This is a genomic window from Vibrio sp. DNB22_10_4, from assembly GCF_052879755.1.
Window position 1 is genome coordinate 1,505,690 of sequence record NZ_JBNNXW010000001.1, and the last position, 12,459, is coordinate 1,518,148.

The 12,459-nt window shown below is 44.3% G+C and carries 14 protein-coding genes; 7 read left to right on the forward strand and 7 right to left on the reverse strand.

The window, feature by feature from the left end; translation table 11 throughout:
• Window positions 1-3: 3 nt before the first annotated feature.
• On the forward strand, window positions 4-1,170 hold the full coding sequence (locus ACVA6Q_RS06415; RefSeq protein ID WP_446646926.1) for a winged helix-turn-helix domain-containing protein: 1,167 nt from the start codon (window positions 4-6) through the stop codon (window positions 1,168-1,170).
• A gap of 49 nt (window positions 1,171-1,219) precedes the next feature.
• Here the strand turns inward: ACVA6Q_RS06415 and ACVA6Q_RS06420 are convergent, their stop codons facing one another.
• Both ACVA6Q_RS06420 and ACVA6Q_RS06425 read right to left on the reverse strand, forming a co-directional pair.
• A complete protein-coding gene (locus ACVA6Q_RS06420) occupies window positions 1,220-1,486 on the reverse strand; it encodes a hypothetical protein (protein ID WP_446646927.1) in 267 nt (88 codons plus the stop codon).
• 265 nt (window positions 1,487-1,751) lie between these two features.
• The gene (locus tag ACVA6Q_RS06425) at window positions 1,752-2,243 is read right to left on the reverse strand and encodes a tetratricopeptide repeat protein (protein ID WP_446646928.1); all 492 of its coding nucleotides are present in this window, start codon (window positions 2,241-2,243) and stop codon (window positions 1,752-1,754) included.
• Window positions 2,244-2,641: 398 nt separating this feature from the next.
• Between ACVA6Q_RS06425 and ACVA6Q_RS06430 the strand changes: the two genes are divergently transcribed.
• Entirely contained in the window at window positions 2,642-3,172 is a 531-nt protein-coding gene (locus ACVA6Q_RS06430) for a glycosidase (RefSeq protein WP_353499024.1), read from the forward strand.
• Window positions 3,173-3,314: 142 nt separating this feature from the next.
• On the forward strand, window positions 3,315-4,028 hold the full coding sequence (locus ACVA6Q_RS06435; protein ID WP_446646929.1) for a GntR family transcriptional regulator: 714 nt from the start codon (window positions 3,315-3,317) through the stop codon (window positions 4,026-4,028).
• A 39-nt stretch (window positions 4,029-4,067) separates the two neighbouring features.
• Here the strand turns inward: ACVA6Q_RS06435 and ACVA6Q_RS06440 are convergent, their stop codons facing one another.
• Complete coding sequence (locus tag ACVA6Q_RS06440) at window positions 4,068-5,267, reverse strand: enolase C-terminal domain-like protein (RefSeq protein ID WP_446646930.1); 1,200 nt, start codon at window positions 5,265-5,267, stop codon at window positions 4,068-4,070.
• A 262-nt stretch (window positions 5,268-5,529) separates the two neighbouring features.
• Here ACVA6Q_RS06440 and ACVA6Q_RS06445 point away from each other — a divergent pair, with 262 nt between their 5' ends.
• Window positions 5,530-6,963 (forward strand): PTS transporter subunit EIIC, encoded by a 1,434-nt coding sequence (locus ACVA6Q_RS06445; protein WP_446646931.1) that lies wholly within the window; start codon window positions 5,530-5,532, stop codon window positions 6,961-6,963.
• Between the two features lie 86 nt (window positions 6,964-7,049).
• Here the strand turns inward: ACVA6Q_RS06445 and ACVA6Q_RS06450 are convergent, their stop codons facing one another.
• From ACVA6Q_RS06450 to ACVA6Q_RS06465, 4 genes are all read right to left on the reverse strand, one after another.
• The gene (locus tag ACVA6Q_RS06450) at window positions 7,050-7,325 is read right to left on the reverse strand and encodes a nitrogenase-stabilizing/protective protein NifW (RefSeq protein ID WP_353499020.1); all 276 of its coding nucleotides are present in this window, start codon (window positions 7,323-7,325) and stop codon (window positions 7,050-7,052) included.
• 137 nt (window positions 7,326-7,462) lie between these two features.
• A complete protein-coding gene (locus tag ACVA6Q_RS06455) occupies window positions 7,463-8,560 on the reverse strand; it encodes an alkene reductase (protein WP_446646932.1) in 1,098 nt (365 codons plus the stop codon).
• A gap of 26 nt (window positions 8,561-8,586) precedes the next feature.
• Window positions 8,587-8,973: a lactoylglutathione lyase gene (gene gloA, locus ACVA6Q_RS06460; protein WP_042470576.1), complete on the reverse strand. Its 387-nt coding sequence runs from the start codon at window positions 8,971-8,973 to the stop codon at window positions 8,587-8,589.
• A 650-nt stretch (window positions 8,974-9,623) separates the two neighbouring features.
• Window positions 9,624-10,529 carry a LysR family transcriptional regulator gene (locus tag ACVA6Q_RS06465; protein ID WP_446646933.1) on the reverse strand — a complete coding sequence of 302 codons (906 nt, stop codon included), beginning with the start codon at window positions 10,527-10,529 and terminating at the stop codon, window positions 9,624-9,626.
• Between the two features lie 108 nt (window positions 10,530-10,637).
• On the opposite strand from ACVA6Q_RS06465, the gene accD reads away from it, so the two are divergent.
• The 3 genes from accD to ACVA6Q_RS06480 all read left to right on the forward strand — a co-directional run bounded on the left by accD (window position 10,638) and on the right by ACVA6Q_RS06480 (window position 12,452).
• Window positions 10,638-11,504, forward strand: a complete 867-nt coding sequence (gene accD, locus ACVA6Q_RS06470) for an acetyl-CoA carboxylase, carboxyltransferase subunit beta (RefSeq protein WP_446646934.1) — start codon at window positions 10,638-10,640, stop codon at window positions 11,502-11,504.
• A 341-nt stretch (window positions 11,505-11,845) separates the two neighbouring features.
• Window positions 11,846-12,247, forward strand: coding sequence for a hypothetical protein (locus tag ACVA6Q_RS06475; RefSeq protein ID WP_446646935.1), 402 nt, complete (start codon window positions 11,846-11,848; stop codon window positions 12,245-12,247).
• 13 nt (window positions 12,248-12,260) lie between these two features.
• Window positions 12,261-12,452 (forward strand): hypothetical protein, encoded by a 192-nt coding sequence (locus ACVA6Q_RS06480; protein ID WP_446646936.1) that lies wholly within the window; start codon window positions 12,261-12,263, stop codon window positions 12,450-12,452.
• Window positions 12,453-12,459: the final 7 nt, after the last annotated feature.

Consider the following 12,459-nt stretch of genomic DNA (forward strand, 5'->3'; position numbering starts at 1 on the left):
TTCATGCAGTCTTTGTCTCTCGATCAAGCTCAAAAATTAGCGCTGCTGTCACAAGGCCTTCCTTCTCAGCCGGTTTCTGGAACAGCCTATCAGCAGTCAGTGCAAGCGATGAGAGGCTTGGGGTATGTTCAGATTGATACTATTTCGGTGGTGCAGCGTGCCCATCACCATACACTTTGGAGTCGAAACCACCGCTATTCACCCGATCATCTTGATCGCATGGTGCGAGATAAAGTGGCTTATGAATATTGGTCTCACGCGGCTTCATACCTCGATATGCAAAACTATCGCTTCTCTTTACCTCAAAAACATGCGCTCAAGTCGGGTAAGCAAAACCATTGGTTTAAGAAGAATCCCAAGCTGATGGCAGAAGTACTGAGTAAAATCACCATTGATGGCCCTTTGATGGCTAAAGACTTTGCTCAAAATGCGGTTAACGTCAATACCATCAAGAAGCAAGGCTGGGAAAGTAAACCCACAAAGCAAGCTCTGGAAACACTGTACATGCAAGGTGATCTGATGATCACCGAGCGTCGAAAGTTTCACAAAGTGTATGATTTGACCGAGAGAGTCCTCGTAAATGGGGTAGATACACGGATGCCCACCGATGATGAATACGCTCAATTTTTGGTATTAAACACACTTAAAACCCATGGTATCGCCACCATATTGGAGATGAGTTATTTACGAAAAGGGAGCAAACCGTTAGTAAAAAAAGCGCTGCTAGAGCTAGAAGAGATGGGCAAAATCGAGCAAGTGACCGTCAACGGTGAAGCCTATTTTGTGCTTCCCGAATCCCTTGAACTGCTCGACAAGCGATTAAACCGTCGTCAAGCGAAGCTGCTTTCACCCTTCGATAGCTTTATCATCCAGCGCGATAGACTGCGGAAGTTTTTTAACTTCGATTACTTGCTCGAATGTTACGTTCCGGCAGCCAAAAGACAGTTTGGCTATTTTGTGCTGCCGATTTTATGGGACGGTCGATTAGTCGCTCGAGTGGATTGCAAGGCTCATCGAAATCGTGCTCATCTTCAAGTGTCCAAACTCTATATCGAGCCACAAGTATCGCGACATGAAGAGTTCAAACATGCCCTAGCAAACGAGCTGTCTTCCTTTGCCTCATTCAATCACTGCGATAGCTACAACATCGATAAGACGATCATTACTTAAGACCTTTTGGCTTGTTAGACATTCTTAGGTAACGTCGAGTAAGGCACAATTACGACTTTGGGGCATCGTCACCTTGGCAATGACTATTGACCAGCTGAGATTGCTCAGCTTTGATGCGCTTTACAATTCGTTCGTCGCGCGCTTCTATCTCTGTCAGATTCAGTTGTGAAATATCGGCGACTGCCTCATGCTTCATTGCCGTCATATCATGATGCAAATCCTCGCTCCATTCCTGTTTATCAAGCGTGTTAGCGACGGAAAAAGCCGAAGACGTGATAGCGATTACACCAAGAGTAGATACGAGTAAGCTTTTCATAATATGCCCCTTTGGGATTGGTTATTGGTAAATGTGCAGACTACCTTACTTGCCCATTCCCTGTTGCACATGTGGTGCCAACTTTTAACTTTATAAAAATCAACACCTTGAAAAAACTATTCTTAGAGCTGGTTTGTGAGCTGGCGAATTTAACGCACATAGTGCGAAATTCACCAACCGCTTCACCACCCCAAGTTCCAGCATGCGCCTTCGACTACGTTGGTGCTTCAATATATGGATTAAGACCATTAACTCAGCTCAAGCACTACCCTTTCACTTTCTCAAAGACGCCAAAAAACTGCTCTGGCGCTTTCTCTTCGCCGTTTTCAATCACAAACTCAAGTTCATCAGCCAGTTGCGATTTGAGTGCACGCAGCTTAGCAAGATCGTCATTGGCAAGTGATGGATTCCCCATTTGCACATGAAGTACACCTCGGTACATGTATGGCTCAGGGAGCGACGGTGCGATAGAAATCGCTTTGTTGTAATGAAATAGCGCAGTGTTGTAATGATCTGCCCCCTGTTTACGTAGGGTATAAGCGAGGTTGTTGTGTGCTTGCGCCCAGTTTTTATCTCGTTTGAGGGCAGCTCGAAACTTTTTCTCAGCATCGAGAAATTGTTTGTCTTTCATAAGTTCCACGCCTTGATTGTAAGTGCGCTCGGCTTTGTTCAACGACTTATAACTAGAGCTGGAACCCGCCGACCACGCTCCAAACGAAGATAAAGCGAACACAAATAGTAAAATTGGTAGACGCATGATGTTCTCCTTTTCAGTCACTTGCTCTGTTATCTACGCAATAAGAGCCATTCTGTTCACCCAGCCTGCTTTATCATTGCTGTGAGACCAACAAGAACCCCCCTTTGCTTAACATGCACCAAAACCGATCTTGTTATCAACCTGATACGAATGGTTTTTATCTCTAACAACAACACTTCCAAAGGAGTAAAATCTCGACAAATATAGTAATATCAACAAATTTCAACCTATCATTCTGATAACCATAAAAATCCACCAGTAGATAGTTGCACGCTTTGTGACCTACTACTCTCATCCTTGAGTCTCATCCCCTTCTCTTCAATCAAAAGGATGAGCTGCTTAGATATTGCGCACATTAAATTGGTGATGCCCTAACCAAAAATAAAAAAGGACAACCCATGACATCAATAAAATCTGCTCTGTCTATGGCAGTGATGAGTGCACTTATGTTTGGCTGTGCGTCAGATCCAGCGACTTCTTCAGCGAATGAGACGGCAACCGCAACAACGGCGGCAGTAGCTGCAGCTCCAGCAGGTGTTGACACAGCCATGATGGCTGCCTGTGACAACCCGACAGTTTCGGAAGCAGGCCCTGTACGTAAAAAGCTTTATGTCGTTGGCACCTTTCCTGGTGCAAGCTGGAAACACATCGACGCTCGCGCATTTGAACACAAAGGCGATGGCCTATACCAAGCCGTAGTCGAAGAGCAACCAGGTAAATACTCAATGCAGTATGCAGCAGCTGACTGGAAACCGCAGTTCACCGCAGACGGTCGAGTCCTTAACGTTGGCGAAACGAAAGTACTGAAATGGGGTGGCTACGGGAAAGATACCAAGTCAACCATTGAAGCAACTGGCAAATACGTTTGGTCTGTGAAATTTGACGAAAAAGCGAACCCTATTGCTGTTAGTCTTAACCAATGCCAATAAATCTCTAGTGCTGAGCGAGCACTGCTCGCTTGGCATCCAGCCTTTGTTCTAAAACGTCGATCTCATCCCCCGAATACGTTTGCCAACTTAGCCCCTTCATCGCTATCATTAACCTTATCTGTTGCAACTGTTGCCCTCCTCAATGAAAAAGCACGAACAGCTGGTTCAAGATCTAATCAGCAAAATCTGCCAAGGCGTGATCACCCAAAAACTCCCTTCAGAAAGGGAGCTAGCCGACAAGTATCAGTTGTCGAGGTTCTCAATTAGAAAGGCACTAGCAAAACTCGAAGCGATTGGTGTGGTAAAGCCTAAAACAGGATCCGGTTATTACGTTAATACTGCTATTATTGGCACGCCATTAATTTATAACTCCATCACAGAAAACAGTTTTGAGCATATTTCTTATAAGAAAGTTCAGCTCAATAAACGTGTACCCACTCATCATGAGATGCAAGTATTTTCTATCGGAGAAGATGATTATCTTTGGCACATCAAACGCTTAAGGCTAGTGCAAGATAAAATCACCCAAATTGAAGAGACTATTTTACCCGTGCATTTATTCCCAAAGATGAACGATACCCTGGTGGAAAGTTCGCTGCAAAAGTTAGCACTTTCACTTGGATTAGAAATAGACAGCTACCTGACTAGTTACAAGGCGGTTAGCGTATCATCAGAAGATGCGAAAATATTACAGTGCAAGCGTTCAACCTCTGCAATGAATATTACCAACCGAGGATTTTTAACCTCTGGTGAAGCGTTTATTGTCAGCGACATTATCGATATTAATTACCAGTGCACTTATCACACCAAATTCAATAACGAAAGTTTGCAGTACCGAGATCAAAACGACCGCTAAGTTAGCGGCCGTTTTCATTTATTTCTTTTTCGTCTTCTACTACGGCGTATGAATTGAACCGTCCGGCAGTCGGCTTTGTGTCCATTCATGAGCGCGATACTCCACCGGGAAGTCCGCTGCTGCCTCAACATCCATTTCCACACCGATACCCGGCTTTTCGCTAGCATACAAGAAACCTTGTCGTGGCTCTGCTGCATTCGGGAATACGCGGCGAGTATTCTCTTTGTAATGCACGTGCTCTTGAATAGCGGCATTATGCAGATGCACATTCAGGTGCGTGTTCACCGCTGCGCCAATCGGTGTCATATCTGGTGGACAGTGCCACGCAATGCGCACGCCAAAGCTTTCACATAAGTGACCCAGCTTAAGTGCTGGTGTAATGCCACCAATTTGCGACACGTGACAACGAATGAAGTCAATCTGGCGATTAATGATCACCGACTTCCACTCTTCTGGATTATTGAACAGCTCACCAAGTGCTAGCGACACTGATGTTTGGCTACGCAGGTTCGTCAACCACTCAGTTTGATTGGGTGGCAGAATATCTTCGATAAAGTACGGATAGTACTGCTCAACTTGCTTGGCAAACTGCAATGCTTGATTTGGAAACAGTCTTTCATGCACATCGTGAAGAATGTGGAATTGATTACCATATTTCTCACGAAGCTTTTTAAACATGTCGATGGTGTTCGCCATGTACTGGTCTTGATCGTAATACGATCCAGCCGTTGGCTGCTCTGTGGTGTGCATGTTTTCTGGAACACCACCATAGAAACCTAGCTGGCAGCGAATGTGCTTGTAGCCTTGCTCCAAAAATTCATCGACTTGCTGGTATAAACCTTCCATTGTGTCACTGGTCGCGTGAGTATATACCTGAATTGCATCGCGAGATTTACCGCCAAACAATTGATGCAGAGGCATATTTGCAAGCTTGGCTTTAATATCCCACAGTGCCATATCAACACCAGAGATGGCATTATTAATAACTGGGCCATTGCGCCAATATGAATTTACCATCATCATTTGCCATAGGTCTTCAATATTATTTGCATTGCGACCAACAACTAAAGGTTTAATGTATTCATCAACCATAGTTTTTACAGCAAGCGGACGCTGCTGAAAGGTTGCACAGCCATAACCAGTAACGCCTGATTCGGTTTCAACAATAACAGTAATAAGATTATGTCTGTCCGGTTTCGTAATGATGCACTGGACATTAGTAATGATGTTTTCTTTCACGATATGGGCTCTTAGTATGAAATCTCATTCTATCTAACAGCGAAAAATTGCGAAATTCAAGCGATAATTTATGGTCATTTTTAACTGGTTCGTTATCAATGTGATTTTTTAAAGAAAAACGAACCAATCGCCAAAAATAGCTTAAAATTAGTAAATTCACGCATTTAATGTGATGAATCTCTCTGTTTTTTCGATTGGGACAAATCTTATCGCTGGATATGATAGCTCCATCGAATAACGGTAGAAGATAGGAACTCCTACTATGCAACTAACTGAATCGCTAAACGACGTGAACTCAAAAACTAATTCCAATAGCGAGCAAAGCCGTTTCAACGACAACCTGCAGTCGCTTGTCGCTGCGCTTGGTGGGGATGACAATATCATCAACATCACGCACTGTATGACTCGCCTTCGCTTTAAGCTTGCCGATGAATCTCTAGCCAACAAGGACGTACTAGAAGCCATCCCAGGTGTCAAAGGTGTGGTGCTTGCTCAAGGTCAAACTCAAATCGTCATCGGTGTCGATGTCGAGAAGTGGTACAACGCTCTTTCCGGCGTAAGCACGACCACTGACGAGCCTATTTCAGAAGCAGAGAAAGGCAAACTGTTCCAAAATGCCATGCGAGTCGTCGCGGGTATCTTTGGTCCTGTCGTACCAGCGATTGCTGGCGCAGGTATGTTGATGGGTCTGCTTTCAGGCCTTATTGCAACCAATGTGATTTCAGAGTCGTCGGACACGGTGTTCTTCTTCCGCTCGATTTCAGTCGCGGTGTTCTTCTTCCTTCCAATGTTGGTGTCTTTCTCGGCCGCTAAAGTATTTAAAGTGAACGAGTACATTGCTCTTGCGGTTTCATCTGCGATGCTAGCTCCAAAGCTTGTTGATAAAGCGGCAATGTTAAAAGAAGTGGGCAGCGCTCCTGAGCTTACCGTATTGGGCTTCGTGCCTATCGAACTGCTCAACTACGGCGGCGCTATCGTGCCAGCAATCCTAGCGGTTTGGGTATTATCTAAAGTGACACCGTTCGTTGACCGTTTTGTGCCATCTTCTGCGAAGCCTGTATTTACCCCCCTACTGGCCTTCACAGTGACGTCGACCATTGTACTGTCATTGGTTGCTCCAGCAGGTATGTGGCTAAGTAATGGCGCAGGTTGGGTTGTGAGCTCACTACTAGAGATTTCACCAACGCTTACTGGTTTTGTGTTCGGTATCACTCGTCCTATTACGATTGTGTTTGGTATCCACCACAGCATGACACCAATCAGCCTAAACAACTTTGCGTTGTACGGAAAAGATTTGCTGATGCCAATTATGTGTCTAGGTAACCTAGCAATTGCTGGTGCAACCATGGCGGTATGGTACAAACAACGCAGCCGCGTTTCAAAGGAGCAATCTTCAGTAACAGTAGGTTCAGGTATCACCGCTATCCTTGGTATCACAGAGCCAGCGCTATTTGGCGTACTGACTAAGTACACAAAAGCTCTATTTATGGCGAGCCTAGCAGCAGGTATCGTAGGTGCGATTTCAGTGACCATTGATACTCACCTAACCAGCTACATTCTGTCTTCTGTGTTCAGCCTTCCAGCGTACTTGGCGAGCGGTACTCAGAACTTCATTCAAGCAGTACTGGGCGTTGTCGGTGTATTTGCACTGGCCTTCACGCTAACCATGATGTTTGTGAACGTTGACGACAAATAAGCGAAGCGGCTAAATATCCAAAACACGATATAAAATAAAGGCTCATAACCACTAGGTTATGAGCCTTTTTCTGTTTACGGCTTTTGTTAGCGTCTAATACAAGACGTACATCCCCGGCATGCAGAGCGTGTTGCTGGATCGAGACGACCTCGCTGGATTTTGCAATACGCGTTACGCAAAACTCGCCTCGCAGCGAACCAATCATCTGGTTTTTGCATTAACAGATAACCATTAAAGCGCTTGAGAAGTGGCAGACGATATTCATCGAGAAACTTGCGGTCATAGTCGACTTCAAAATAGTCGAAGACCTGCTCAAGAGCAGAGAAAGTGGCCAGTTTGTCTTGGATATCGGTAAAGCTCATTGCAGCCGAAAAGAGAAGTGAAGGTACGAAGAGTGTATTAGAGATAACAAGAAAGAGGAAGCCCGAGACGCCATTCCCATAAATAGGATGCCCCCTCGCCTCAAGCCTAATCTTGTTAATTTGCGTTAGATAGTCAATTACGCCTGGTATTCCGGGTAGTCTAAAAGACCAACCTCGTTGCCACCGAACAGAGTCTCTGGGTTGTGCGGTGCTAGCGGGTAACCGTGCTGAATACGACTCGGCAGATCTGGGTTTGCGATAAATGGACGACCGAAGCCTACCATGTCCGCAAGACCGCCAAGGATCGCTTGCTCAGCTTTCTCTTGGTTGTAGCGACCAGCATAAATAATGGTACCTTGGTACGCTTCACGCACTGCTGTTTTAAACTCAGCAGGTGTGTCTGGCGCATCATCCCAATCCACTTCAGCAATATGCATGTAAACCACATTGTGTTTGTCCAGTACGCGTGCAGCTGCCGTGTACGTCTCTACTGGTGTTTTATCGACGGTTCCGTTAAGTGAAGTAAATGGGGCTAGACGCACACCCACTTTGTCCGCACCAATCGCGTCAACAACTGCCGCAACCACTTCATCTAGGAAGCGAAGACGGTTTTCGATTGAACCACCATACTCATCATCACGGTTGTTCGCTTCTGAGTCGATAAACTGGTTAATGAGGTAGCCGTTTGCACCGTGCAATTCGATTCCATCAAAGCCCGCTTCAACAGCGTTTAAAGCCGCTTGACTGTACTGACCAATCACGTCTTCAATATCTTGTTTGGTCATTGCACGTGGCTCAACAACGTCAACAAAACCTGGCTCATTGCTGCCATTATCAACAAACACTTTCACGTTTTCTGCTTTGAGCGCAGACGATGAAATTGGCTGTTCACCACCGATGTTATCTGGGTGAGTAACACGGCCTACATGCCATAGCTGAGCGAAAATTGCGCCGTCTTTATCGTGTACCGCATCTGTTACTTTTTTCCAGCCCGCAATCTGCTCTTGCGAGTAGATGCCTGGTGTCCAAGCATAACCTTGACCCATTGGAGAAATCTGAGTGCCTTCTGCAACAATAAGACCTGCTTGAGCGCGCTGTGCATAATACTCGGCCATCATGTCGTTAGCTACGTTGCCTGGCTGCGATGCACGAGAGCGAGTCATCGGCGGCATCACGATACGGTTTTTTAGAGTAAGCGAACCAAGTTGAATTGGTTGAAACATTGAATCTGTCATAATCATTTACCTCTATCTGTTCTCTATTATTTGCTCGATTGAATTAGCTCAATAGAGTAACCATCAGGATCTTTCACAAACGCGATGTGAGTTTCGCCGCCTTTCATTGGACCCGGCGCACGAGTAATGTTGCCACCAAGCTGTTCAATACGCTCACATGCTGCATAAATGTCGTCACAACCGATCGCAATATGTCCCCAAGCATTGCCTTGGTCGTACTGGTCTGTGTCCCAGTTATAAGTCAGCTCGATGGTAGAGCCTGCATCTTGACCCTCGTAGCCAACAAAAACGAGTGAATAGCGATACTCTTCATTCTCGAAACGGTCTAACACCTTCATACCAAGAACTTCTGAGTAGAATTTAATGGACTTATCTAAGTCCACTACGCGAATCATTGTGTGCAAAACTTTCATATTTACCCTCGCCTGAATCTTATGCGGACGCTCACCAGCATAGGAGCGTCGACGACATAAGCGAAATGGTGATTTCCAACTGGCGCTAGGTTACGACAAAAGGGAAAGTACGTGAAATTATCAGATATTATGATTTTCATAACGTTTTGGAATGATAGAAAAGAAATGATGCGGACAGGCCACTAAAAAGCCGACTGTGAAGTGGGCTCTTGTCAGAAGACAGTAGAGTTTGTCACTTTTCCTCTGTCAGTTCACTTGGTAGAGGTTGTGTGAACCGGCTATAGCAAACACGACTTTTCCCCTTTCTGTGTCAATAACCCAAATCCAAATCCGGTCATTCCTGCGAAGGCAGGAATCTACTGGCCGCGCCCACTGAATCATATCGTCAACTCCGCAAACTGAGTGACGAGGCTAGCTTATTTTTGCCCCATTCCAAGTTTGCGCAACAAAACGGCGGTAAATCCCGCCAGAAAATAGCCCGACTTTTATTAATGGCAAACAGCGCAATATCGATGCGTGGAATCTCCCAGTTTCTTGCATCATACTGCGTACACCAAGCAGCCTCACTTCTGCATAACAATTCACTTAGCTAATCACCTACTCTAAAAAAGTGGTTCAGACAAAGCCTTTCATAGAAATTGTTCTTCAGCTCATGTGCTTTTATCTAAATTTGCTTGGTGCTGTAAGTGTTCAATAAACATTGGGATCTTTTTTGCCAAGTGTTTTCTGGAAGCATAAAAGACATACAAAACTAAATCTTCAGGTTCGTACTCCAGTTCTACGACGTTCAAAGAGCCTGCATCTATCTCATTGCGACAGGATTCGATTGGTAGTATCGTGAATCCCAAACCAGCTAATGCGCCAGATTTGGCAAGATGTCCGCTATTGACCTTAAATGAAGACTGTACCTTTTGTGTAATTGGCTCACCTTTAGCACTTTTGAAAACCCAAGGAGTTCCATTTAGTGCTGTAAAGCTATTGATGCACGGAACGTGTTTTAAATCGGTAATCTGAAAAGGTCTGGGAGAGACCTGCAGAAGTTGGGGGGATGCTACAACAGCACTTTGCCAGCGTTTAATCTCTTTAGCTACCCAATTATTGTCTTCAAGCTTTCCTCTTTGAAAGCTCAAAATAACGTCAAACCCATCAAGTAAATCCTCTTTAGGGCTGATGCTCGTATCACAACATAATGAAATTGAGGGATGCTGGGTACAAAAAGAAACCACTGCTTGAGCCAAAACAGGCGAGTCTGGCATTAAAACTCTAAGTTGTCCCATGACTTCAGAAGAATGCTGAGTCACTTCCTGAAGTGCGTCATTAAGCTTGTCCAGCAGTGGCTGTGTTCGTAAATAAAGATGTTCCCCTGCATCTGTAGGAGCTATTCGGCGTGTAGTCCTGTCAAATAGTCGTGTATCCAGTCGTTCTTCCAGTAAAGCGATATGGCGACTGACATTTGACGTCGGTAAGCTTAGAAATTCCGCCGCGCGTTTAAAGCTGTTGTTTTCATAGACACAATGAAAACTTTTTAGCCACTGCTGGTCAATCTTATCAAACATTTCATTTCATCCCATAATGTTGGATTATAAAACCCATATTTGACACTTTATTACCAGAAGTTGGCTTATACAATACCCCTTACTAAAGTTATCTGGTAAAGGTATCCCATGAGTTGGTTAGAAAAGCTATTAGATAAAAAGAATATAATCAGTACACGTAAAGCGTCGATTCCAGGTGGGGTATGGACTAAATGTCCCTCGTGCAACCAGATCCTTTACCGCATGGCTCTTGAGGAAAATCTGGAGGTATGTCCAAAATGCGATCATCATTTGAGAATGTCGGCACGCCACCGCTTAGACAGCTTTCTGGATAAAGGGGAACGAGTTGAGATTGCCAGTGAACATGAGCCACAAGATTTACTGAACTTTAAGGATCTGAGACGCTACAAGGAACGCCTTGCTATAGCCCAGAAAAGTACAGGAGAAAAGGATGCCTTAGTTGTGATGAAAGGAAAGCTACTGGGCTTACCAGTTGTTGCCTGTGCTTTCGAGTTTTCTTTTATGGCTGGCTCAATGGGTTCTGTTGTCGGTGCTCGTTTTGTTCGTGCCGTTGAGGCCGCTATTGAAGCTAATTGTGGATTAGTTTGCTTTTCTGCCAGTGGCGGTGCTCGTATGCAAGAGTCTCTAATGTCGTTAATGCAAATGTCAAAAACCAACGCTGCGTTAAATCGTATATCTAATGAAGGCCTCCCTTATATATCTGTATTAACTGATCAAACATTAGGTGGTGTATCAGCAAGTCTAGCCATGCTGGGAGATATTAACATCGGCGAACCGAAGGCAATTATCGGTTTTGCTGGGCGTCGTGTTATAGAGCAAACCGTTCGTGAGAAATTGCCCGAAGGTTTTCAGCGGAGTGAGTTCCTTTTAGAGCATGGCGCTATCGACATGATTGTCGATCGACGCGAGATGCGCGAGCGAGTCGGGAAGCTAATAGCCAAGATGACTAATACTACTATTCCGCTGGAAGCATAATCTATAGGCACTACAACAAAGTTGGATGGGTGAACGAACGGAATTTAATCCACTCTAGCTTGCATAGAATATTTTGAGTATTTCAGGGTTACGATGCTTGTTATCGTCCAGAGGCTTGCTAATGGGGCATGAAACACGAAAATGCCCCTTTTCTACTTAGTGTTTCTACTCATTCACATCCTGTTCATGGGCTTTTGCCTACAAAAAAGTTATCCATTTTTTATTTCATTTTACTTGGCCCGAGATGTATCTCGGGGAAATTCGACACTAATAGTGTTGTTTTAGTGTGTGCTGTTGCATATTAATAAACTACTGAACAGTAGTGACTTTTAGGTAAGTAAATGAGCAGAACCGCAGATCACACGATTAAAGGTTTTTTATATCAATTTAATAAAACGCTATTAGATCTAACCAACTCTGATGAAGGCGACGTCGTCACTGTTGAAGGGATTATTGAAGACGTAGACATTGTTAAAGCGGATGGCAGCACTTCGGCGATACAGTGTAAATATCATGAAACCAAAAGTTCGTTTACGGATAGTTTAATATACAAGCCAGTCCTACAAATGGCTGAAACATTCTCAAAACAATCGGGAAATAACCTTTCCTTTATATTGTATTTGCATTGCGGCGGACAAAGATTAGGGACGGAAAAGTTAACACTTGAAACGTTAGACAAGGCCCTATCTACTAATGACCAAGCCCTTGTGAAAATAGTTGCTCGGATTGTCCAATCCTTTTGATAAAGAGGCTTTCTTGTCAAAGGTTCAACTTGAGTTCGGCCCTAAAATTAATGATTTGGAAAATAACGTCAAACATGCACTTGAAGAGTTACCTTTAAGAGGTGCTGATATTGATTGTGTCGTTTACCCAAACGCTATTAGTAAAATTGCTAAAATGTCTAGCTATAAAGACCTTGATAAACGAAAGCTACAAAATCTTATTTAATCAATGA